This window comes from Pseudomonas sp. Ps21-P2 (assembly GCF_039672565.1).
Taxonomy (GTDB): domain Bacteria; phylum Pseudomonadota; class Gammaproteobacteria; order Pseudomonadales; family Pseudomonadaceae; genus Aquipseudomonas.
The window spans coordinates 149,430-172,400 of the sequence record NZ_JBDFPL010000008.1 but is presented as its reverse complement, the minus strand read 5'-3'; the positions used below and the strand labels follow the sequence as shown (position 1 = coordinate 172,400).

At 61.8% G+C, this 22,971-nt stretch carries 23 protein-coding genes; 3 read left to right on the top strand and 20 right to left on the bottom strand.

All coding sequences use genetic code 11. From position 1 onward, the window contains the following. Positions 1-123: 123 nt before the first annotated feature. The 3 genes from ABEH28_RS20590 to ABEH28_RS20580 all read right to left on the bottom strand — a co-directional run bounded on the left by ABEH28_RS20590 (position 124) and on the right by ABEH28_RS20580 (position 3,317). Complete coding sequence (locus ABEH28_RS20590) at positions 124-720, bottom strand: YceI family protein (RefSeq protein WP_282368546.1); 597 nt, start codon at positions 718-720, stop codon at positions 124-126. Between the two features lie 31 nt (positions 721-751). Continuing rightward, on the bottom strand, positions 752-1,303 hold the full coding sequence (locus tag ABEH28_RS20585; RefSeq protein ID WP_346630941.1) for a cytochrome b: 552 nt from the start codon (positions 1,301-1,303) through the stop codon (positions 752-754). A gap of 205 nt (positions 1,304-1,508) precedes the next feature. Next, positions 1,509-3,317 (bottom strand): FAD-dependent oxidoreductase, encoded by a 1,809-nt coding sequence (locus ABEH28_RS20580; protein WP_346630940.1) that lies wholly within the window; start codon positions 3,315-3,317, stop codon positions 1,509-1,511. Between the two features lie 234 nt (positions 3,318-3,551). On the opposite strand from ABEH28_RS20580, the gene ABEH28_RS20575 reads away from it, so the two are divergent. After that, positions 3,552-4,958, top strand: a complete 1,407-nt coding sequence (locus tag ABEH28_RS20575) for an adenosylmethionine--8-amino-7-oxononanoate transaminase (RefSeq protein WP_346630939.1) — start codon at positions 3,552-3,554, stop codon at positions 4,956-4,958. A gap of 59 nt (positions 4,959-5,017) precedes the next feature. Next, positions 5,018-5,737, top strand: a complete 720-nt coding sequence (locus tag ABEH28_RS20570; protein ID WP_346630938.1) for a 16S rRNA (uracil(1498)-N(3))-methyltransferase — start codon at positions 5,018-5,020, stop codon at positions 5,735-5,737. A 297-nt stretch (positions 5,738-6,034) separates the two neighbouring features. On the opposite strand, the gene hydA is transcribed toward ABEH28_RS20570, so the two are convergent. From hydA to ABEH28_RS20530, 8 genes are all read right to left on the bottom strand, one after another. Further along, entirely contained in the window at positions 6,035-7,471 is a 1,437-nt protein-coding gene (hydA, locus tag ABEH28_RS20565) for a dihydropyrimidinase (protein ID WP_346627229.1), read from the bottom strand. A 13-nt stretch (positions 7,472-7,484) separates the two neighbouring features. Beyond that, the gene (locus ABEH28_RS20560) at positions 7,485-8,381 is read right to left on the bottom strand and encodes an allantoinase PuuE (RefSeq protein ID WP_346630937.1); all 897 of its coding nucleotides are present in this window, start codon (positions 8,379-8,381) and stop codon (positions 7,485-7,487) included. A 52-nt stretch (positions 8,382-8,433) separates the two neighbouring features. Further along, on the bottom strand, positions 8,434-9,306 hold the full coding sequence (locus ABEH28_RS20555) for a MurR/RpiR family transcriptional regulator (RefSeq protein WP_192173220.1): 873 nt from the start codon (positions 9,304-9,306) through the stop codon (positions 8,434-8,436). A gap of 18 nt (positions 9,307-9,324) precedes the next feature. Further along, positions 9,325-10,572 (bottom strand): cysteine desulfurase-like protein, encoded by a 1,248-nt coding sequence (locus ABEH28_RS20550; protein ID WP_346630936.1) that lies wholly within the window; start codon positions 10,570-10,572, stop codon positions 9,325-9,327. A 21-nt stretch (positions 10,573-10,593) separates the two neighbouring features. Beyond that, on the bottom strand, positions 10,594-11,328 hold the full coding sequence (locus ABEH28_RS20545; protein ID WP_037018914.1) for an amino acid ABC transporter ATP-binding protein: 735 nt from the start codon (positions 11,326-11,328) through the stop codon (positions 10,594-10,596). Beyond that, on the bottom strand, positions 11,325-12,002 hold the full coding sequence (locus ABEH28_RS20540; protein WP_191944630.1) for an amino acid ABC transporter permease: 678 nt from the start codon (positions 12,000-12,002) through the stop codon (positions 11,325-11,327). Before ABEH28_RS20540 ends, ABEH28_RS20545 begins: the two co-directional genes overlap by 4 nt. 52 nt (positions 12,003-12,054) lie before the next feature. Further along, complete coding sequence (locus tag ABEH28_RS20535) at positions 12,055-12,831, bottom strand: transporter substrate-binding domain-containing protein (protein WP_346630935.1); 777 nt, start codon at positions 12,829-12,831, stop codon at positions 12,055-12,057. A gap of 377 nt (positions 12,832-13,208) precedes the next feature. Beyond that, on the bottom strand, positions 13,209-13,826 hold the full coding sequence (locus tag ABEH28_RS20530; protein ID WP_192173224.1) for a hemolysin III family protein: 618 nt from the start codon (positions 13,824-13,826) through the stop codon (positions 13,209-13,211). Positions 13,827-13,992: 166 nt separating this feature from the next. Between ABEH28_RS20530 and ABEH28_RS20525 the strand changes: the two genes are divergently transcribed. Continuing rightward, positions 13,993-14,913, top strand: a complete 921-nt coding sequence (locus ABEH28_RS20525) for a LysR substrate-binding domain-containing protein (RefSeq protein ID WP_192173225.1) — start codon at positions 13,993-13,995, stop codon at positions 14,911-14,913. A gap of 698 nt (positions 14,914-15,611) precedes the next feature. On the opposite strand, the gene madM is transcribed toward ABEH28_RS20525, so the two are convergent. From madM to mdcA, 9 genes are all read right to left on the bottom strand, one after another. Next, entirely contained in the window at positions 15,612-16,376 is a 765-nt protein-coding gene (madM, locus tag ABEH28_RS20520) for a malonate transporter subunit MadM (RefSeq protein WP_122624431.1), read from the bottom strand. A 1-nt stretch (position 16,377) separates the two neighbouring features. Next, positions 16,378-16,812, bottom strand: coding sequence for a malonate transporter subunit MadL (gene madL, locus ABEH28_RS20515; RefSeq protein WP_192172962.1), 435 nt, complete (start codon positions 16,810-16,812; stop codon positions 16,378-16,380). A gap of 67 nt (positions 16,813-16,879) precedes the next feature. Beyond that, on the bottom strand, positions 16,880-17,815 hold the full coding sequence (gene mdcH, locus ABEH28_RS20510) for a malonate decarboxylase subunit epsilon (protein ID WP_346630933.1): 936 nt from the start codon (positions 17,813-17,815) through the stop codon (positions 16,880-16,882). After that, entirely contained in the window at positions 17,812-18,438 is a 627-nt protein-coding gene (locus ABEH28_RS20505; protein WP_346630932.1) for a malonate decarboxylase holo-ACP synthase, read from the bottom strand. The genes mdcH and ABEH28_RS20505 overlap by 4 nt, the downstream gene beginning before the upstream one ends. Further along, the gene (gene mdcE, locus ABEH28_RS20500) at positions 18,438-19,241 is read right to left on the bottom strand and encodes a biotin-independent malonate decarboxylase subunit gamma (protein ID WP_346630931.1); all 804 of its coding nucleotides are present in this window, start codon (positions 19,239-19,241) and stop codon (positions 18,438-18,440) included. Before mdcE ends, ABEH28_RS20505 begins: the two co-directional genes overlap by 1 nt. Further along, positions 19,238-20,089 (bottom strand): biotin-independent malonate decarboxylase subunit beta, encoded by an 852-nt coding sequence (locus tag ABEH28_RS20495; protein WP_346630930.1) that lies wholly within the window; start codon positions 20,087-20,089, stop codon positions 19,238-19,240. The genes mdcE and ABEH28_RS20495 overlap by 4 nt, the downstream gene beginning before the upstream one ends. After that, positions 20,082-20,381, bottom strand: a complete 300-nt coding sequence (locus tag ABEH28_RS20490; protein ID WP_346627238.1) for a malonate decarboxylase subunit delta — start codon at positions 20,379-20,381, stop codon at positions 20,082-20,084. Before ABEH28_RS20490 ends, ABEH28_RS20495 begins: the two co-directional genes overlap by 8 nt. A 2-nt stretch (positions 20,382-20,383) precedes the next feature. Continuing rightward, the gene (locus ABEH28_RS20485; RefSeq protein WP_346630929.1) at positions 20,384-21,295 is read right to left on the bottom strand and encodes a triphosphoribosyl-dephospho-CoA synthase; all 912 of its coding nucleotides are present in this window, start codon (positions 21,293-21,295) and stop codon (positions 20,384-20,386) included. Continuing rightward, complete coding sequence (mdcA, locus tag ABEH28_RS20480) at positions 21,295-22,971, bottom strand: malonate decarboxylase subunit alpha (RefSeq protein ID WP_346630928.1); 1,677 nt, start codon at positions 22,969-22,971, stop codon at positions 21,295-21,297. The genes ABEH28_RS20485 and mdcA overlap by 1 nt, the downstream gene beginning before the upstream one ends.

Below are 22,971 nucleotides of genomic sequence, written 5' to 3'. Positions count from 1 at the left end.
TTGTTCTGCAGCCAATAAAACGCCCCGACTGGTTCGGGGCGTTTTTGTTTGCGTGATTCAAGCAATGCCACACACAAAAACGCCGACCCAAAGGTCGGCGCTTTATCACCACAACAACTCGTCTTACTTGGCTTTGACGCCTTCGAACGAGATGATCAGGTCCAGGGTGTCGGACTGTGGACCCAGGTCCATCATCTTGCCGAAATCAGAACGCTTGATCGAGGTTGTGCCCTCGAAGCCGGCACGGTAGCCGCCCCATGGATCCTTGCCTTCACCCAGGAAAGTGGTCTTGACGGTGACCGGCTTGGTCACGCCGTGCAGGGTCAGGTCGCCGATCACGTCAGCAGTGGTCTTGCCATCAGCATTCTTGCCGATGTTAGTGACCTTGGTGGAAACGAACTTGGCGTCAGGATAGGTCGCGACGTCGAGGAAGTCCTTGCTGCTGATGTGCTTGTCACGTTCAGCGTGGTTGGTGAAGACGCTGGCGGTCTTCAGGTCGATGCTGATCTTGCTGTCTTCAGGCTTGGCGGCGTCGAAGCTGAATGTGCCGGTCCAGTCCTTGAACGTACCGTAGATGAAGCTGTAGCCCAGGTGACTGATCTTGAAATTGATGAAGGCGTGCTGGCCTTCCTTGTCGATCGTGTAATCAGCGGCCATGGCCTGACCCGCTGTCAGCAGCGCGGTACCGAGGGCCAGTGCAGCCAGTGTCTTTTTCAACATACGTCTTCTTCCTTTTCAGTTGAATTGAGTATCAGGCCTTGCGGCCAAGCATACGTACAAGCGTGGCATCACGATCAACGAAGTGATGCTTCAAAGCGGCCAGCCCGTGGAGTCCAGCGAAAATCACCAGGGTCCAGGCCAGGTACAAGTGCACGGTGCCTGCGACGTCTGCCTGGTCGGGCAGTCCGCTGATCAATGCAGGCACTTCGAACAATCCAAACACCGGAATCCCGACACCGTCTGCGGTGGAAATCAGGTAACCGGCGAACATCACCAAAAACAGGTCCAGGTACAGAAACGCATGCCCCAGTTTCGCAGCGGTTTTCACAAACCGGCTGTGGGAGGCAGGCGCTGCTGGCGGCGGGCTGACGAAGCGCCAGATCACCCGGATCAGCATGAACAGGAACAGCGTGATGCCGATGCTCTTGTGCAGGTCCGGGCCAGCCTTGCGCCACGTGTCGTAATAGCCCAGCCCCACCATCCACAACCCTAGCGCAAACATGCCAAACACCGTCAGCGCGACACCCCAATGCAAAACGATGCTGACCCAGCCATAGCGAGAAGAAGAGTTGCGTAGCTGCATGCTGAATATCCTGTGAGGGCCGAGGGAGAGACTAGCGCTTTACCTATCGAAAGAAAGCGCAAAATGTTGCTTTGAAGAATCAGGAAATCCGATTGAAATCTCCTGACATATTTTCGTCCGAATGAGATTAAGCCAGCGTTACGGTTCATCCAGACGAAAAAAAGGCGCGGTATCAAGCCGCGCCTTTGTTTTCAGCCGTTACCGATCAGTTTTTGCTGTCGGTCGCGGGTGCAGCCGTTGCCGGAGCCGCCGGAGTGGCCGGTGCCGCTTTGTCACCCGTGGCCTTGGCCGGCGCTTTTTTCACAGCGTCGGTTTTGGCAGGGGCTTTGTGAGTAGCTGCCGGTTTGGCCGGGGCCTTTTTGACGGGTTCCTTCTTCGCCGGCTCATTCTTGGCCGGTGCCTTTTTCGCAGGTTCCACAGCCGCAGGCTTGGCCGGTTCAACCACTGGAGCTGGCGGCGGCGTTACCGGGGCAGGCGCTGGAGCTGGGGCCGGAGCAGGTGCTGGCGCTTTCTCGGCCGGTTTCGGCTCAGGCTTGGAACCGCCGAACATGTTCGAGAAGAAGCCGCCAATGCCGCCGCTGCTTTCCTTGGCCGGTTCAGGGGCCTTCGGTGGCGGTGCTTTGACCGGTTCGTACGATTTGCCTTCAGACAGACCCTGCACCTGAGCGGCCGCGCGCTGACCCGAACGCAATGCGCCTTCCAGGGTGCCCGGGTACAAAGTGTCGGTGTGTTCGCCGGCAAAGGCTACGCGCTGCAGCGGTCGTTCCCACAAGCGCCAGTATTTGCTGATCTGGCCCGGGCCGAACGCCAGGTACGCGCCGCCGCTGGACGGGTCGATGCTGGAACGACGCAGTTCATAACCGGTGAACGCACCGCGCGCCTGTGGATAAAACGCCTGCATGCGTATCAGTACTTGATCCACCAGCTGCTTGTCGCCGAACGCCTGCATGATGCGAGCGTTGTCGCCGGACAGGTTGATCACGACGTTAGCGCCGCCCTTCAACGCAGGCTCGACCCACAACATGCCCAGGCCGGTGTTGCTGTAGATCTCGCCGGACATGCGCGCTTTGCTGTCCCAGACCGGGGTCTTGAACTTGAGCATGATCTGGTCATGCCACCCGTAGTTGGTGCTCTTGATCGCGCCCAGACGCTGGGCGTCCAGCGCCGGAGTCATCTGGATCTTGCTCAGCGCGCGCAACGGCACGGCCAGGACCACGTACTCGGCTTCGTAGCCCAGCGAACCGACCTTGACGGTCACGCCGTCCTTGTCCTGATTGATGGCCGACACCGGCGAATTGGTCTTGATGACTTTCAGCTGTTTGACGAACTCCTCGGCCAACACCGCGCTGCCACCTGGCAGGCGAGCGGCGCGACGGTCGCGGTCGTCGACGTTGCGATTGACCCGCGTCTGCTGTGCGAGATACAGCAGCGACAAACGCGAAGGCTCGTCGTAGCGCGTACGAATCTGCTGGTTGATCAGCTGGCGCGCGGTCGGTGGCAGGCTCAGACGGTCCAGCCAGTTAGCGACGGTGATCTGGTCCAGCGCAAACAGCGTGCTGTTGGCAGCCGGGTTGTCCGGGTCGGTGATCGAGCGGGCCAGGTCATCCACCGCCGCTTCGTAGCGCTTGATGGCTTCCGCAGTGGCCGGTTGTTTGGTCGCCAGGTCGGCGCCAGTGAAGTATTCGCCTTCGATCAGGTAGCTCGGGATCCGCACGAATTCCGGCGCAGGCACCGCCTTGATCTTGAAGCGATCAATGTATTGATTCAGGACCGGCTGAGCCTTGGCGTTGCCGATCCATTCGCTGCCGGCCAGACCGGAGCGGCCGCCGACGTTGGGTTTGGCTTCCAGCAAGGTGACTTGCCAGCCTTTGCTCTGCAGCTCGTAAGCCGTTGTGAGTCCCGCCAGACCACCGCCGACGACGATCACCGTATGCGGTTTATCCACGGCAAGCGCTGAAGCGCTGACCAGCCCAACCATCACCAGCGCACAGGCGCGCAGCCAACCAGAAAGCATTCAGCGAACTCCGGAGAAAAACGGGGGGAATTGTCGGATTTTGTTGTCCGATTTTTCGAAGAGCGCGAAGGATACGCGAGCCGCGAAACGCCCGCCAGCAATGTCGGCGAGCCTGATTTTCGCGCGCGCGGCCACTGAAACAACGCGCTAAAGGTTGTCCCGCTGGCATGCATTGCATAGGCTTGCGCGATTGTTTGCCCTCGCGCCATGCGAGCCGCTATGTGGAGAAGAGTAATGGGCCTTAACGACCAGTGGATGCAGCGCGACCTGAAGGTCCTTTGGCACCCCTGCACCCAGATGAAAGACCACGAAAAACTGCCGCTGATTCCGATCAAGCGTGGTGAAGGGGTCTGGCTGGAGGACTTCGAAGGCAAGCGCTACCTCGACGCGGTCAGCTCGTGGTGGGTCAACGTATTCGGCCACGCCAACCCGCGCATCAATCAGCGCATCAAGGACCAGGTCGATCAGCTGGAGCACGTGATCCTGGCGGGTTTCAGTCATCAGCCGGTCATCGAGCTGTCCGAGCGTCTGGTGGCGATGACGCCCGAAGGCCTGACACGCTGCTTCTACGCCGACAACGGTTCGTCCTGCATCGAAGTCGCGCTGAAGATGAGCTTTCATTACTGGCTCAATCGCGGCAAGCCGGACAAGAAACGCTTCGTCACCCTGACCAACAGCTACCACGGCGAAACCATGGCGGCGATGGCGGTCGGTGACGTGCCGCTGTTCACCGAGACCTACAAAGCGCTGCTGATGGACACCATCAAGGTGCCGAGCCCGGACTGCTACCACCGGCCTGAAGGCGTGAGCTGGGAAGACCATACCCGCACGATGTTCGCGGTGATGGAGCAGACCCTGGCCGAACATCACGACAGCGTCGCGGCGGTGATCATCGAGCCGCTGATTCAAGGCGCCGGCGGCATGCGCATGTACGACCCGATTTACCTCAAGCTGCTGCGCGAGGCCTGCGACCGGTATGGCGTGCACCTGATTCATGACGAGATCGCCGTAGGCTTCGGTCGCACCGGGACCATGTTTGCCTGCGAGCAGGCCGGCATCCGCCCGGACTTCCTGTGCTTGTCCAAGGCGCTGACCGGCGGGTATCTGCCGCTCGCGGCCTGTATCACCACCGATGACGTGTACGACGCGTTTTACGACGACTACCCGACCCTGCGCGCGTTCCTGCATTCCCACAGTTACACCGGCAACCCGCTGGCGTGCGCGGCGGCGTTGGCGACGCTGGATATTTTCGAGCAGGACAACGTCATCGAAAACAACAAGGCACTGGCCCAGCGGATGAAGACCGCGACGGCCCATCTGGTCGATCACCCGAATGTCGCCGAAGTGCGGCAGACCGGGATGGCGATTGCCATCGAGATGGTGCAGGACAAGGCCAGCAAGACGCCGTATCCGTGGCAGGAGCGGCGCGGGCTGAAGGTGTTCGAGCACGCGCTGACCCGAGGTGCTTTGCTGCGTCCGCTGGGCAGCGTGGTGTACTTCCTGCCGCCCTACGTGATTACGCCAGAGCAGATCGACTTCCTGGCCGACGTGGCGACCGAGGGGATCGACATCGCGACGCGCAGCAGCGTGAGTGTGGCGGTGAGAGAGAACTTCCATCCGGATTTTCGTGATCCGGGCTAGCAGGCCATTACACCCATTTTCCAGGTGCTGCATTCAACACAATCTTTAGAGACACAACCATGAGACTGTCCCGCTTTTTCGTCGATGCAACCCTCAGCATCGGTGAGCACGAACTGCCAGAGGCCCAGGCCCATTACATCAGCCGCGTGTTGCGCATGTCCGAAGGTGACGCGGTGCAGCTGTTCGATGGCTCGGGCAATGAGTTCCGCGCCACGCTGGCGGAAGTCGGCAAAAAGCAGGTGCGGGTGCAGGTCACAGAAAGCTTCGCCGGCCAGCCGGAGTCGCCGTTGCACATCCATCTCGGCCAGGGTCTCTCCCGGGGTGAGCGGATGGACTGGGCGATTCAGAAAGCCACCGAGCTGGGCGTGACGCAGATTACCCCGATCATCAGCGAGCGCTGCGAAGTGCGTTTGAAGGACGAGCGTGCAGAAAAGCGTCAGGCGCACTGGCAGCAGATCGCGATCAGCGCCTGCGAACAGTGCGGGCGCTCGGTGGTGCCGGTGATTCATGGGCCAGTGACCCTGGCTGACTGGCTGAAGCAGACGGAAGCGGACCTGAAGCTGGTGCTGCACCCGGTGGCGGCGCCGCTGAACAGTCATGAAAAGCCCGGCAGTCTGGCGTTTCTGATCGGCCCTGAAGGCGGGCTGAACGATGCCGAAGTGGCCCAGGCGCAGGACGCCGGTTTCCACGCCGCCCGCCTCGGCCCACGCGTGCTGCGCACCGAAACCGCGCCAGTGGTTGCGCTGAGCATCGCGCAACAGTTGTGGGGTGATTTGTAGGACCGGCTTCAGCCGGGAAAGCGTCAGGCGTCACGCTGCAAGATTGATGGCGCACACACCGACCTCTTCCCTTGTAGGACCGGCTTTAGCCGGGAAAGCGTCAGGTCTCACGGCGCAGGATTTTTGGCGCACACACGGGCCTCTTCCCGGCTAAAGCCAGTCCTACAGGGGTCGCGTACATCCGCTGGAGATTTAGCGGATGTGAGTGCCTTTTCGCGAGCAAGCTCGGCCCCCACAGGAATGGGGTGAATCAGCTCATATTGAGGGGTATCTGATGCACGACGCGTATCACCGTCATCACTCCGGTAACTCCGACTCTCGACGCCGGGCTTTCGCAGGTTCCGGGCGGGCGCAGGGCAGAAACTCTCCGCGCCCCGGTTTACCCAACGGGCTGCCATCCCACACCCGTTCACCTCGGGCGAAGGTCATCGCCGGCCATGCACTCAAGCGCATACCCTCGTACGGGGTGTAATCGACGTTGTGGTGCAGCATTTCGTTGGTCAGCTCGATGTCCAGGTCCTCATCCCAAATCACCAGATCCGCGTCCGACCCAATGGCGATGCTGCCCTTGCGCGGATACAGACCGTACAACCGCGCCGCGTTAGTCGCCGTCAGCGCGACAAATGCCTGCGGCGTGATTCGCCCCTTGCGTACGCCTTCCGACCAAAGCAGCGCCATGCGCGTCTCGACGCCCGGAATGCCATTGGCCACTTCGGAAAACGGCGCCGTCTCGCCGTGGGCTCGCTTGCCGTCCGAGCCGCCGTAGCGAAACGGCGCGTGATCCGACGAGAACACTTCAAACGAGCCATTCTGCAGGCCGTCCCAGACCACTTGCTGATTGCCGGCGTCTCTCGGCGGCGGGCTGCAGATGCATTTGGCGCCTTCAAAGCTGTCATCGCAGCCCAGTGAATCTGCGGTGAGAAACAGATACTGCGGACAGGTCTCGCCGTAGACCTTCAAGCCGTGGCTCTGGGCCCAGCGAATCTGTTCAATGGCCTCGCGCCCCGAAACATGGACGATGAGAATCGGCACATCCACCAGCTCGGCCAGCGCAATGGCCCGGTGCGTGGCCTCGCGCTCCACCAGCATTGGCCGCGACGTGGCGTGATAACGCGGCGCGCTGTGACCGGCGGCGAGCAGGCGCTCGGTCAGCCAGGCGATGCAGTCGCTGTTTTCGGCGTGCAGCATCACCATCGCGCCTTCGGCCCGCGCCACCGACAGGGTTTCCAGAATCTCGCGGTCGTTAAGTTTCAGGGCGTCGTAGGTCATGTAGATCTTGAACGAGGTGTAGCCCTCGGCAATCAGCTCGGGCAGCTCGCGGCGCAGCACGTCGTCGGTGGGGTCGGTGACAATGAGGTGAAACGCGTAATCGATGATTGCCCGACCGTCCGCGCGCCGATGGTAATCCTCCACCGCCGCCCGCAGGCTTTGTCCCTTCTGCTGGCAGGCAAAGGGAATCACCGTTGTCGTCCCGCCACACGCGGCTGAACGGGTGCCGCTTTCGAAATCATCGGCCATGACCGAACCGTCGCCGGTCGGCTGATCCAGATGCACATGGCTGTCGATCCCGCCCGGCGTCACAGTTCGCCCCCGCGCATCGACTTCCTCTGCGGTACCTTGCAGGCCCAGGCCAAGCGCGACAATTCGGCCGTCGCGCACGCCGATGTCGCACAGGAAACCGTCCGACGCCGTCACCACATTGGCGTTGCGGATGATCAGATCAAAAGCCTGCATGTCGTTCACTCCGTCAGGCGCGGGTCAGCCAGGCCTTGGCGATCTCTTCGCGGGTGGTAAACCAGACGCCTTCGCGGGCCTGGGCGTACTCGATGAAATGCTTGATCGCGCGGACCCGGCCTGGACGTCCGACCATGCGTGGGTGCAGCCCGATGGACATCATTCGCAAGCCGTCGGCGGATTCTTCGTACAGCACATCGAAGCTTTCCTTCATGTACTCGAGGAAATCGGACGCCTGGGACAAGCCCGGGGAGTTCCAGTAACGGAAGTCGTTGACGTCGCTGGTGTACGGCACTACCAGATGTTGCTTGCCCTCAACGTCGACGAAATACGGCACGTCATCGTTGTAGGCGTCCGAGTCATAGAGAAACCCGCCCTCTTCCGCCACCAGTCGTCGCGTATGAACGCTGGCGCCATAGCGGCAATACCAGCCCACCGGACGCTTGCCACACGTGCGCTCGAACGACTCGATCGCCAGACGAATGTGCTCGCGCTCCTCGGCTTCGGTCAGGCGGAACACTTCTTCCCAGCGATAACCGTGGCTGCAGATTTCATGGCCCAGCTCGACTGCCGCTTTGGCGACATCCGGGTTCTGCTCGAAGGCCACCGCGCAGGCATGAAAGGTCGCCGGGACGTTAGCCTGTTGCAGGATGTCGAGGATGCGCCAGATGCCGACGCGGGCGCCGTACTCGTACATCGATTCCATCGCCAGATTGCGCACGCCGTCGGGAAACTGATAGCTGCCCCATTCGGTCATGCTCTCCTGGTCAGGATCGCCCATGGCCAGGGAACGCTCCGAGCCTTCTTCGTAATTGATGACAAAGTTGACGGCCAGCCGCGCACTGTTGGGCCAGGTGCCCTGGGGGCGCTGCCGGCCGTAGCCGACCAGATCTCGAATGGGTGATGCCATAAAAGCCTACTCCTGCAACGTTCGAACAGTCGGCAGACCGCCAAGCCATGGCTCAGCAGTCGATGGTTTTCAGTGCATCGTGGTCGGGACCATCAAGGTTCTGACCGGTGCGAAAGGCCAGGCCCATGGCCAGGGTCTGCGCGATGCAGAAGGCGGCGGTGAGCGAGCGAAAGCCCAGCAGCTCGGCGTCGTTGACCTCGATCATCACCGACGCGGTTTGTCCGATGGGGCTGAGAATGCTGTCAGTGATCGCCACGATGGGTGTCCCCGCCGCGACGGCTTGCTCGCAGGCGTCGATGGTTTCCTGCGCGTACGGCGGAAAACTCACCGCCACCAGCACGTCATCGCCGTGCAGCGCGCCGACCTGCTCGCGCAAACTGCCGCCCAGACCGCTGATGTGTACGGCACGACGACCGACGCGGCTGAGCGCGTAGCTCAGGTAGGACGCCATGGGAAACGAACGGCGCATGCCGACCACGAAGGTGGTGCGCGCCTGTTCCAACAGCTCGATGGCGCGCTCGATGGCCTCGACTTGCTCGCCTTCGGCCAAGTGCTCCAGCGACACAATATTCGCGCGGCTGAACGCCGAGAGCATGGCGCCCACATCGGTGGGATCGTCGAGCAACTGCTCGCCGCGATAGTGCCGGATGCGCTCTTTGAAACTGCCCTGCCCGGCCTGCTGCAACGGCTGCTTGAACAAGCGCTGCAGATCGCTGAACCCGCCAAAGCCCAGCGCTTGCGCCAACCGAATGAACGCCGACGACGGGATGCCGGAGATTTTCGCCAGCGCCGCGACCGTGTTCAGCGCCACGTCGTGGGGATGCTCGTTCAGGTAATGCGCCGCATCACGCTGCCGCGCGGTCAGGCGTTCCTGATGTTCGACGATGGCGGCACGCAGCTCGGCCAGAGTTTGGGGTACAGGCATAAAAAGGCTCGATAGAAATCAGGAGGGACGCAGTTCTGTGATTGCCTGGGCCAGGTGCTCCACCAGACGATTCAGCTCATCGACGCTGTTGTAGTGCGCAATCGACACACGGACCACGCCGCCGTAAGGGGTCAGGGCCAACTGTTCGATCAGGCGGCGAGCATAGAAGTCACCAAAGCGGATGCCCATGCGGTGATTGTCCACGCGGCGCACGATGGCTTCGGACTGAATGCCCTCTACCACGAAGCTGATGGTCGGCACGCGATCGCCGTCGGTCACACGGGATTTTCCGATGATTCGTACGCCCGGCGTCTCCCGCAGAAACGCCAGCAACGTCTCGGCCAGCAGGTCTTCCTGCACTTCGAAGGCATCGAATGCAGCCTGCATCAACTGGCGTTCGCTGCCGCTGGCGCCGAGGCGGCGGCCGATGTCGATCAGGTAATCGCTGATGCCGATGCAGCCGTAGGACAGCTCGTAGTTCAAGTTGCCGGGCTGCAGCTTGTAGGGAATGACTTCCTGACCGATGAAAAAGTGGTTCAGGCTCGGCAGTTCCAGCAGTGCTTCCCGCTTGCCCCACAGCACAGCGAAGTGCGGGCCGAAGGTCTTGTAGAAACTAAACACGTAATAATCGGCGCCGCTGGCTTGCACATCGACCAGCCGATGGGGCGCGTAAGCCACGGCATCGACGCACAACTTGCCACCCACCGCGTGCACACGGCGCGCAACCTCGGCGACCGGGTTGACGCTGCCGAGGATGTTCGACGCATGGGTCATGGCCAGGTAGCGGGTCTTGTCGCTGAGCAGCGCGTCCAGATCGCCAAGCTCCAAGTCCATGCTTTCGGCGTTCACCGCCCAGACGCGCAACGTAGCGCCGCGCTCTTCGCACAGCCGCACCCACGGTCCGATGTTGGCCTCGTGGTCGCAGTTGGTGACGATGATTTCGTCCCCGGCCTGGATCGACGGCGCGATGGCGCGGCAGAGGATTTGCAGCAGATGGGTGGTCGAGCCGCCCATCACGCACTCTTCCGGGTAGCGCGCGTAGATCAGTTGCGCGACCGATTCCCGCGCCTGCATGACCCGCGCGCCAGCGTCCACCGACTCACTGTAGGACGCGCCCAGTTGCACGGCGCTGTTGAGCAAGTAATCGGTGATGCGCTCGGCGACCGGCTTGAGCACGGCCGAACCGCCGGCGTTGTCCAGGTAGGCGTAGCCGCTGGCGAGGGCGGGAAACTGGCTGCGTACGTAATCGATGTCCAAGGCATTCAAGGGATGAGCTCCAGAGTTTGATCAGTGATGCAGGATGGCCTGCAAAAACGCGCGGGTTCTCGGCTCTTGCGGGGCCGTGAAGAAATCGTGCGGGTTGTTCTGTTCAATGATTCGGCCGTTCTCCATGAAGATCACCCGGTCGGCGACCTTGCGCGCAAAGCCCATTTCATGGGTCACGACGACCATGGTCACGCCGGAGCGGGCGAGGTTCTGCATGACGTCAAGCACTTCGCCGACCATCTCCGGGTCGAGCGCCGAAGTGGGCTCGTCAAACAGAATCACCCGTGGCTCCATCGCCATGGTTCGGGCGATGGCCACGCGTTGCTGCTGGCCGCCGGACAACTGGCTCGGGTATTTCGCCGCGTGGGCGCCCATGCCGACTTTCTCCAGCAGCAGGCGCGCGCGTTCGTTGGCGTCACGGCGAGACATGCCGCGCACCCGCACCGGCGCCAGCGCCACGTTGGCGAGCACGGTGAGGTGCGGGTACAAATTGAAATTCTGAAATACCATGCCGACTTCGCAACGGATGCCGGCCAGCTTCGGGCCGGTTTCAACGCGTTGGCTGCCGACGCGGATGTCGCCCTGCTGATATTCCTCCAGCAGATTGATGCAGCGGATCAGTGTCGATTTGCCCGAGCCCGAGGGCCCGAGGATGACCACCACTTCGCCTTGATCGACGGTCAGGTTGATGTCGGTCAGGGCCTGGAATGGCCCGTAGAATTTGGCCACGCCTTCCATTTCGATGACGGTGCTCATGCGCTTTTCCTCCCGGCGCCGTTACGTCGCTCGATCCAGCTCACCAATTGCACCAACGGCAGAAGCAGCAACAGGTACATGACCGCCGCGCCCACCAGGGGTGTCGGGTTGGCTGCCAGGGCCTGGGCCTGTGTGGCTTGTTTCAGGAGGTCAGGCATCGCCACGACCGACGCCAGCGCGGTGTCTTTCATGACGTTGATGCAGTTGCTGGTCATCGGCGGCATGACGATGCGCATGGCCTGGGGCAGGATGATGTCGCGCATGGTGTTGAAAAAGCTCATGCCCTGGGACGCAGAGGCTTCGAACTGCCCGCGTGGGATGGCTTCGATGCCAGAGCGAAAAATTTCCGCCGAATACGCGCACGACACCAGTGACAGCGCCGCAGTCGCCGCCGCGAACGACGACAGGCGAATGCCCACGAACGGCAGCGCGTAATAGATCAGTACCAACAGCACCAGCAATGGAATCGAGCGCAGCACGTCGATATACACCCGCGCCAGAAACCGCACGGGGGCGTAGCCGTACAACCGCAGCATCGCCAGCACCAGCCCGCCCACCAGGCCGAGAATGATGCTGACCACGCCGAGCATCACCGTCACGCCCAGGCCGCGGAGCATCAATGGCAGCGCATCGACGAACACGCTCCAGTTGAAGAACGTTTCTAACAACTCCATTGCGATTCCTTGATGGCGAGCAGTGACGGGCGCGGGCGTGAGCGGTCAGGGGTTACTTGAGCACATCGACCACTTTGACGGTGCTGGACTCCGGATCAGCGTCGGCACCGAACCACTTCTTATGCAGGTCGGCGATCACGCCTTCTTTCTTCATCGTGGTGATGATGTCGTTGACCTGGCCGGCCGATGCCCAGCCCTTGGCGTGCATCAACGAGTACTTCTCACCGGTAGGAATTTTCGCGACGACTTTGTATTGCGGCTTGTCCTTGATGTAGTACAGGACCGCCGGGATATCGCTGATGTAGCCGTCCATGCGGCCGGACGCGAGATCGAGCATCGCAGGCGACAGCCCTTCGTAGCGTGAGACTTCCTTGAACTTGTATTCGGCCTGATGGGCGTTGACCCACATGTCGCCGGTGGAGCCGGTGTCGACGCCGACCACCTTGCCGTCCATGTCCTTCAGGCCGTTGATGCCGGATTTGGCGAGCACCGACAGGGATTGGTCGCTGTCGTAATACGGCTGGGCAAAGCCGACCGATTCAAGGCGCTTGGGGGTGATGGTGATCGATGAAATGGCGATGTCAGCCCTTTTGGATTGCACGGCGCTGAACAGGCCGTTGAACGGGATGTTGACGAATTCCACGGTCTTGCCGGCGCGTTTGGCGACTTCTTTCACCACGTCGACTTCAAAGCCGACGATCTCGCCTTTGGCGTTCTGAAACTCCCACGGTACGTTGCCTACGTTGGCGCCGACGGTCCAGTCAGCGGCCCAGGTGGATGCGGAAAAGGCGGTTGCCACGGCCATGCTCAAGAGTACTTTCACATTCATGTCTTGCTCCCCGATTGATCAGTCAGTTCAAGAAGGCCGCCTTACCACAGAGGGGGCGTTTCGAGGATCAGACTAGGATGACGAATCAAATAATTCAACAAATAAAATAAATGAATTAAATGCTTCAATCGGGTGCGAAAGTTATCCGCATTGGTGCAGAGCGGAAAGCGCGCAAGGCTGTGGGGTGTACAGAAAATGATCAGTGATGTGAAAGATGATATGCACCGAAGCGGCGCATGGATGACCAGGTGTGCGTCGGATACCGCCTATTGTGGGAGTGAGCTTGCTCACGAAGACATCATCCCTGCCGCTGAAAATCCAGCAGATGAATCGTCATCTTCGCGAGCAAGCGGCAGCGCCACTCCCGCCCCACACGTCTAAAGCACGTAACGCGAAATCGCAACAAAGTGCAGCAGGCTGCCGGCGATGACAAACAGGTGCCAGACCCCATGAAAGTGTCGGACCTTGGTGTCGAACGCGAAAAAAATGATCCCCACGGTGTAGAACACGCCACCCAGCGCCAGCCAGATGAATCCGGCCATGCCCAGCGCGGCGATCAGCGGATTGACCGCGACCAGCACGATCCAGCCCATGACCGCGTAAATGACGATGGACATCACCCGCGCTTCGGACCGGGGTTTGATTTCCTGGAGGATGCCGATGATCGCCAGCGCCCAGACGATACCGAACAACGTCCAGCCCCACGTCCCGTGCAGCGTCACCAGACAAAACGGCGTGTAGCTGCCCGCGATGAGCAGATAGATCGAAAAGTGATCAACCTTTTGCATGATCACTTTCGCCCGGCCGCGAACGCTGTGGTACACCGTCGACGCGCTGTACAGCATCACCAGCGCCACACCGTAGACCGCGACGCTGATGATCTTCCAGATATCCCCCGTCATCGTGGCGACAACCAGCATCCAGACGGCGCCAATCGTCGCCAGAATCGCGCCGACCAAGTGGGTCCAGGCGTTGAATTTTTCTCCGTAGTACATCCGCAAACTACCTCTCTCAATTGCGTGACACGCGCCAAGCGTCCTGCTTCTGAACCGCGATGACAACGTCTAGTGTGGTGTTATCGAGAATTTAATGCAGTCAGCCGCCGATCTCTTCGGCACAATCGGGCGCTCTCAAAACAAGAATCCGGCGCGGATCCATACGATGCAGATCGACGAAGAGCTCACCCTCAAGAAGCTGGAAATCTTTCTGGCGTTCATGCGCACCGGCAATCTCGCGCGCGCGGCGGCGGAGCTGCAGACGAGCACGGTCAGCGTGCACCGGGCGATTCACTCGCTGGAAAGCGCGTTGCGGTGTCCACTGTTCAAGCACGAGGGTCGCAACCTCACGCCCCTCGAAGGCGCTTATGTGCTGGAGGAGCGCGCGCAGAAGCTGGTGCAGGACGTGCTCAGCACCATCGAACAGACGCGGCAGGCGGCGGGGTTTTCGGCGGCGCGGTTCAAGCTGGGCGCGCTGTATTCACTCACGGTCAAAACCGTGCCGCAGCTGATCATGGGCCTGAAGATCCGCCGCAGCGAACTCAACATCGACCTGATCCTGGGCTCCAATATCGATCTCTTCTACAAGCTGAAGAACATGGAGGTGGATGCGATTTTGGTGTCGCTGAACGAATCCGTGAGTGATCCGGATTGCGAGCAATTGCCGCTGTTTTCCGACGATATTTTTCTCGCCACGCCGGCTGATTCACCCTTTGCGCTACAGAGCGAGGTGGACCTGAGCGACCTGCGGGAAATGACCTTCATTACCCTGACCCAAGGCTTCGCCACCCACCGCGATGGCGCGCGGGTGTTTGAACAAGCCGGTTTTGAACCGAAGATCGCCATGCAAGTGAACGACATCTTCACGCTGCTGAGCATGGTCAGCTCCGGAGTGGGCTATGCGCTGTTGCCCGGGCGAATCGCCGCCGTCTACGAAAACCGCGTCCGCCTGGTGCCGCTGCAAGCGCGATACCGCATGCAGCAGCACATCGGACTGGTGTTCCTCAAAGCCCGGGAGCGTGACCCGAACCTCTTGGCGTTGCTTGCGGAATGCCGGATGTACTCGAACCGGCTGGCACAAGGCTGAGTCTGACTCCCCCGTGTGGAAGAGAGCTTGCTCACGAAGATGGCATTTCAGTCGCTGAAAGTTTGGTGGATGTACCGGCCCCTTCGCGAGCAAGGTGGATCGCCACCCCGGTCGCTCCCACAAATTACCTGTCAGTAGATACATCTGCGGCGTTCTCTGACACCGCATTTTCTTGCATCAGATACATCCCCTGTGGGAGTGAGCTTGCTCACGAAGACAGCATTTCAAGCGCTGAATTTATAGCGGATGTACCGGCCCCTTCGCGAGCAAGCTCGGTCCCACAAATTACCTGTCAGTAGATACATCTTCGGCACCTTCTGACACCGCGCTTTCTTGCATCAAACACATCCCCTGTGGGAGTGAGCTTGCTCACGAAGACGGCATTTCAGTCGCTGAAAATTTGGTGGATGTACCGGCCCCTTCGCGAGCAAGGTGGATCGCCACCCCGGTCGCTCCCACAAATTACCTGTCAGTAGATACATCTGCGGCGCCTTCTGACACCGCGCTTTCTTGTATCAAACACATCCCTTGTGGGAGTGAGCTTGCTCACGAAGATGGCATTTCAAGCGCTAAATTTATAGCGGATGTACCGACCCCTTCGCGAGCAAGCTCGCTCCCGCAATTCCGATGCCGGCAGATACATCAGCGTTCTGGCGCGCAGCGGCAGGATGTTGCTGAACACCGCGCATCCCAAAGCCTCAGCCCAGAATCCCGCGCACGATGAAGTACAGCAGCGAAGGCCCCAGCAGGCAGCCGAGCCCAGTATGGAAGGTCGCCGTCAGCGCGCCGTAAGGCACCAGCCGCCGGTCCGTCGCCGCCAATCCGGCCGTCACGCCGCTCACGGTGCCGGCCAGACCGCCGAAAACCATCGCCGAGCGCGGGTTATCCAGCCCCATCCAGCGCGCAGCCATCGGGGTGCCGACCATCACCAGAATGGCTTTGATCAGACCGGTCGCGATCGACAGCGCCATCACATCCGAGGTCGCGCCCAATGCCGCACCGGTCACCGGCCCGACGATGTACGTCACTGCGCCCGCGCCAATGGTGGTGATGCTCACCGCATCGCGATAGCCAAACGCGTACGCCACACAGCAACCGACAATGAATGGCAGCAACGTACCCAACAGCAGCGAGAACGCGCCGATCCAGCCGGCCTTTTTCGCTTCGGTGGCCTGCACTTCGAAGGCCGTGGCGACGATGGCGAAATCACGCAGCATCGACCCGCCCATCAAGCCGATCCCGGAAAACAACGCCAGGTCCGCCAGCCCTTTCTGGCCGCCGGTCATCGTGCCACCCACCCACGCCAGCACCAGGCCGATGACGATCGCAATGGCCGAACCATGAATGCGCCCGAACGTCAGGCGCTTGGACAGCACCACCGAAATCCACATCACCACGCCCACGACGGCGAACGCGGTGACCAGGCCCTGGCTGATCAGGTCTTTCTGAATGAGCTCCCACATATCAGCGGCCTCCTGCTGGCGAAACAGTCGGCGCGATCACCGGCAGCGGGTGCGCGAGTTCGTCTTCTTTGGGCAGTGGCTCGCCCTTGTTGATGCGGCTGATGACTGCAATCGTGCAGCCACAGACCACCACCGACACCACCGCCGCGATGACCGCGATCGGCCCGCCCTTGAGCGCCGTGACGACGTTTTGCTGAGCGGCCATGGCCACGACGACCGGGATGTACATGGCGCCCCAGAAGCCGACGCCCATTTCGCAGCCTTCGCTCATGCCGCCGCGCTTTTGCATGAACAGCCGCGCGCAGATCAGCAGGATCATCGCGATCCCCACGCCGCCCACGTTGGATTTGACGCCCAGCAGCACGCCAAGCAGATCACCGAGAATCACCCCCGCGAGGGTGCAGATTGCGAGTAACGCCACGCCATAAATCACCATTGTTCTTATCCTCAAATTGCATCGTCGAAGTTGTTGTTTTTGTGTTACTTCGAAAGCAGCAGTCGGTTTATGAGTGGCGGCGTTCCTCCTCTCGCGACAGCGCGCTGAGCGTGTCCAGCCGGGCGCCCTGAAAGGCGACGACCGATCCTTGTTCGAAAACGCGACGCGCCAGGCCTGTCAGCACGGTGCCTGGCGGCAACTCGATGTGCAGCCGCGCACCTCGCTCGTAGGCGGTTTGCACCGTGCTGCGCCAGTCGATCACCCGGCACATGTTGAACGCCAGATCGTCACGGACCTTGTCGGCACTGAGCATCGGCCGCGCGGTGCTGCCGCTGAGGTATTTCAGCGTCGGCGCTTTCACGGAAACTCGGGCGAATGCATCGGCAAGGGCGCGTGCCGGTTCGGCCAGCAGTTCGCAATGGGACGGCACGCTGACCGCCAGCCGCTTGGCCGCCGCAGCGCCCTGCTCTTTTGCGAGCGCAGCGACGGCCGTCATGGCTTCGTCTCGGCCAGCAATAACGAACTGGGTATCAGCGTTGATGTTGGCCAGATAGACCGGCGTCTCAACGCTGTGAATGCGTGCGATCAGGCTTTCGACCGTGGGTTGGTCCAGCCCGATCAGCGCGGTCATGCCGTAGCCCTGTGGATAAGCGCTTTGCATCAGCTCACCCCGCAGCGCCACCAGACGCACGGCATCCGAAAAATCCAGAGCCTCCGCGATCACTGCGGCCGGATAAGCACCGATGGACAAACCTGCGACCATGTCGGGGGGGTTCCCATCGGCCATCAGCACTCGGGCGCAGGCGACGCCCGCGATTAACAGGCACAGCTGAACAGCTCGCGTCGATTGCAGGGCGGCGGCCGTATCCAGCGTCAGTACGTCCTCGCTCAATGCAGCGCTCGCTTCTGCCAGGCACTGTTCAACCAAGGAGTGCTCCGGCAGCCCATGGAGCATGCCCGGCTGTTGCGCGCCCTGGCCGGGAAACGCCCAGAAACTGCTCATGCCGCAACCGCCTGCGCCAGCCAAGGGTTATCCACAAGCCGCGCGCCGTCTTCGGCTTTGAGCAGCACCTGGCGTGACGGTCCTGCCCACTCGCGCAGCGCGACTGCACCAAAGGGGGTTTGCAACTGAAGGTCGATGCGACACACCGCGCTGGCAAGCTGATCGACCAAACGACCGGCATGCTGGCGATCAAAGAGTTCAGGGGTGCGCAGAATGAGATCGAGGTCGCTGTCCGCGTGCAGTACTGCCACGCCACTCGCCAGCTCAAAACCGGCGCCACCCGCCACGCCCCACGGCAGGCCGAGCGCGTCCATCACGGGACGAATCTGCTGCAAGGCGCGCAACGCCGGCCAATCAGCGTCAGCCGTCATGTCGATCAACGCCTCAGGCCGCACGCGCCGCTGCACATCATCAAGTTTCATGTGGGTGGCGTAGCGCTGATCCCGGGACTGACCTCTCACGCCCACCGCTACCAGTCCTGGCCCGACACGAGCGCGGCGCACTACCACCGGATAACCCAAGCCGATGGCCTCGAACGCCCACGCCGGCGCGTCGATCGGCAACGCAGCCGTCGGCAGACCCCACAACAGGTCGTGGGGCAGCACCGGCTGGAAAGCACTCATTACCACTGCGCCCGCAACAGCTCGCGGACTTTCGACGACGCCCCACGGTTCGGCGCGCCGAGGCGTGAACTCAGGTCATTGGCGCCGGCGAGGGTGTCTTTGATCGCTGCAATCAGGCAGTCCTGAACCAGGGTGATATCCGAAACGCTGGGCTGCTCGATCTGACTGACCGACAGGTTTTCCCACAGCAAACCAAGGCTGGCGTAGCTGTCGATGTCATAGGCCATCGGCGGCACGCTGGCGGCGAGTTTTTCCAGTTCCTCGACGCTGCGCAGTGTCACCCGCGCTGCAGATGCCTTCCCCATGGCGTGAACCATCACACCCGGGTCGCGCAGGGCTATCAGCCGGTTGGCCTGATAGCCGTGGGCGAGAAAGGCGCCCGACATGGCCTTGCCCACCAACAGCCCAATCACCGGATGCCCGGCCAGGCGCGCCCGAGCATAGGCGTCGACCGCGCCGGCCAGCGCCTGGTGAATACCCAGCGCTTCTTCGCGGCGACCATAGGCCTGACTCGGCACGTCGATGATCGCGATCAATGTCCGCTTGTTGTCGCTGTCCCGATCCAGTTCGATGGCGCCGTCCACGGCCTGGGCCAAACCCCATCCTTCAAGCAATCCGACTTCGCCGTTTTGGGCGCGGGGGAAACGGTTGGCAGGGTCAGCGACCACCGCCAGGAATCGCGCCGGGCGATCACCCAGTGCGCCATCCGCTGCTTTCACCGACGCAGGCAGCCCCGCTACTTCAGCGGCGTTTGCGGCCAGCGCGTTGAACCAGTTCAATCCACGGAGTGAGTAAGCACTCATGACCGGTCTCCTTGATAGGCAGCGCGCACCGAAGCGGGCGCTATCTGCTGGGCGGTGTCCACGTGCGACAAACACTCGAGGAACCACGCGTATCGACTGCTGCGTTCCTGCTCGGGCTTGCCCTTGTGCAACAACGCATGCACCTGTTGCTGAATGGCGCTGATGTCGTCGGCGACAAAGGCGTCCACCAGACCGCTGGCAAAACGTTGCTCGCCCCCGGTCAGGCTCCAGATGAACGGCCGGTCGCGGGAGTCGTATTCTTCAATGCCGGCTTCCTGCTCGATCACTTGCGGGCCGTTCAGGCCGAGACGCGCTTCCTGAGTGACGACCAGATAACTGCACAAGCCCGCCGCAATTGACATGCCCCCGAAGCAGCCGACGCTGCCTGCCACTACGCCGATTACCGGCTGATAGCGACGCAGATCAACAATCGCGGCGTGAATGTCAGCGATGGCCGCCAGCCCGAGATTGGCTTCCTGCAAGCGAACGCCCCCGGTTTCCAGCAACAGAACGGCTGCGGTGGGAATGCCCTTGCGATTGTCTTCGGCGGCCAGCTCCAGCGCGCCAGCCATCTTTGCGCCGCCGACTTCGCCCATGCTGCCGCCTTGAAAGCCGCCTTCGATGGCGCAGATCACCACCGGTTTGCCATCTATCGTACCTTTGGCGATCACCACGCCATCATCGGCCTGGGGCACGACGCCCTGCTTGGCCAGCCAAGGGGAGACGAGGCGCTCGAAGGGATCGATCAGCTCACGAAAACTGCCGTCGTCCAGCAGTGCGCGGGCGCGTTGCCGGGCGCCGAGTTCGACGAAGCTGTGCTGCTGCAGAAGCCGCGTGCTGTCAGTCATGACCGACCTCCTCGAAACCTTGCTCCAGGCGCAGCCGAACCACGCCCGGTGTGGCGCCGAAATCATGAATGTCGATGCTCAGGGCCGGCGGCGTCTGGCCGTCGAACATGCGCTGAAAGAGGTTTTCCCAGCGCGCCGAACTGCCGTTGACCGACGTCAGCACCTGAATGGTCAGCTTGCCCGGCTGGCCCGGTTCAAGCAGCACTTCCAGATCACCCGAACCGACACAACCCACCAGCGCGCGCCCCCTTGGCGGCTGCCCGGCTGGGAATTCAAAAGACAGGGTTTCCATGATCAGACGTTCCTCGTTGCATCGCCAAGCGCAGGCTCCAGGCGATCAATAAACAGGCAAGCGGCGAGCAAATCGGCGGCGCCGCCGGGGGAGGCGTTCAGGCCCAGCAGTTGTTGATCCAGCTGATTCAGCGCGCGACGGCCGCTGAGGGTCGCGCTGCCGCCGGCGTCCAGCACCCGCTGCGCACCGTCTTGCATGGCGTGCAGGCCTGCTTCACCCGCGCGATACAGCACGCAGGTATCGGACAGCGTGGTCATGATCGCTAGCAGCGCATCGAGTCGCGCGTTTTGCTCGCCATGCCCGGCGGCGCGGCTGCGGAGGAGTTGCGGCAAACCGCTTTGGATGACGGCAGGAAACCCCCCTTGCGCTTGCTCCCGGGCGCCCATTGCGCCGTACTTCTCCGCAACGGCTTGACCATGGCTCTGGCTACGGTCGGCGGCCTGGTGACGATCCTCGATCAATGCCAGCTGGCCGGCGCGTTGGCAAAGCGCTTCCGGGGAAAGCTCATCGGGATTCAGTGCTGCCGCGGTGACCAGCAAACCCAGTGCCCAGATCGCGCCGCGATGGGTATTCACCCCGTTGGTGGTGCGCATCATCGCCGCTTCGCCTTCGCGACCAAGGCGGCCAATGGTTTCCCGCAACAGTGGGTTGATCTCGCCGATGGCAATGGCGGCGTCGGCCATCTGCTTGAACGCCGGCCACAGCGAGAGCGCTGATGCGTGCATCAGGCCCAAGTGCAAATCCGTGTGGGCGCCACTACTGCGACGGTCAACCAGCGCCGGTTTTGGCGACAGGTCGGCTTCGTCGATCAGTGCATCCACCGCCAGATCGGCCAGGCGCTCTGCCAGTGATGCAGGGTTGGTCGTTGCATCGAAGGCATCGAAGGCATCGAAAGCTACGTTGAATGCGCGCATCACCAGCTCCTGAATTTCGCAGGCGGGTTGTACAAACCGCCGGACCATTCCACCAGTTCGGCGATGCTCTTGGCGGCAAGCAGTTCGCGGCTGGCGTCGGTGCGGCGAATCCCTAAGTCTTCAGGCAGCGCGATCAGCCCTTCGCGGCGCATACGGGCGGTGTCTTTGGGGTTGTGGCGCAGGCCGATGGAGGTCACGCCAGCGACGGCGGCGATCATGGCCTGACGTTCCTCCAGGCTGCGCGCCTTGTACAGATAGGCGATGCCTTCTTCGGTCAGTAGATGGGTGACGTCGTCGCCGTAGATCATGATCGGCGCCAGAGGCATGCCGCTTTTTTTCGCGACTTCGACGGCGTCCAGGGTCTCGACGAACGTGGGCTTGCCGCCCTCCTGAAACGTCTCGACCATCTGCACGACAAGCTTCTTGCCGCGCTCAAGATAGGCGTCCGGCCCGTCACCGCTCTGCTGGCGCATGTCCAGCCAGGCAGGCGTGGCGTGACGTCGGCCGCGCGGGTCGTGGCCCATGTTCGGCGCGCCGCCGAAGCCGGCGAGGCGCCCGCGGGTGACGGTGGAGGAATGGCCGTCGCCGTCGACTTGCAGCGTGGCGCCGATGAACAGGTCAACCGCGTATTGCCCGGCCAGCTGGCACATCATCCGGTTGGAGCGCATGGAACCATCGTGACCGGTGAAGAACACGTCGGGCCGTGCCGCAATGTAGTTTTCCATGCCCAGCTCGGTGCCGAAGCAATGCACGCTTTCGACCCAGCCGCTTTCGATGGCGGGGATCAGCGTCGGGTGTGGGTTGAGCGTCCAGTTGCGGCAGATCTTGCCCTTCAGGCCGAGGGATTCACCGTAGGTCGGCAGGATCAGTTCGATCGCCGCGGTGTTGAAGCCGATGCCGTGGTTGAGGGACTGGACGTTGTGTTTTTCGTAGATCCCGCGAATCGCCATCATCGCCATCAGCACGTGCACCGGCTTGATGTGGCGCGGGTCGCGGGTGAACAGCGGCTCGATATAGAACGGCTTGTCGGCGACGACCACGAAGTCGACCCATGACGCCGGGATGTCCACGCGCGGCAGGTCGCTGACGTCATCCACCAAATGGTTGACCTGCACGATGACGATGCCGTCGCTGAAGGCGGCCGGTTCGATCAGGGCGGGGGTGTCTTCGGTGCTGGCGCCGGTGTAGATATTGCCGGCGCGGTCAGCCATGAAACCGGCCGAAAGCACGACGTTGGGAATCAGGTCGACCAGCAGGCGGGAATACAGCTCGATGTAGGTATGAATCGCGCCGATTTCCAGCAGGCCGTCTTCCAGCAGCTGGCTGATGCGCAGGCTTTGGGTACCGGCGAAAGAGAAATCCAGCTTGCGGGCGATGCCGCGTTCGAACAGGTCCAGGTGCTCGGCCCGACCCACGCTGGGCATGATCATGTGCAGGTCGTGGAGCTTGCCGGGATCGGCCTTCACCAGTGAGCGCGAAAGAAAATCCGCCTGCTTCTGGTTGTTGCCTTCCAGCACCACGCGATCGCCCGGCGCAATCAGCGCCTCAAGCGCCGCGACAATCTTGTCGGTGGGCAGTACAACGCCATCGGCGAAGGAACGCACCAGGTCGAGCCGTCGCAGTTTTTCAGTGCGACGACGCGACCAGCGCGGGTCAAGTTTCGTTGTTGTGGTCAT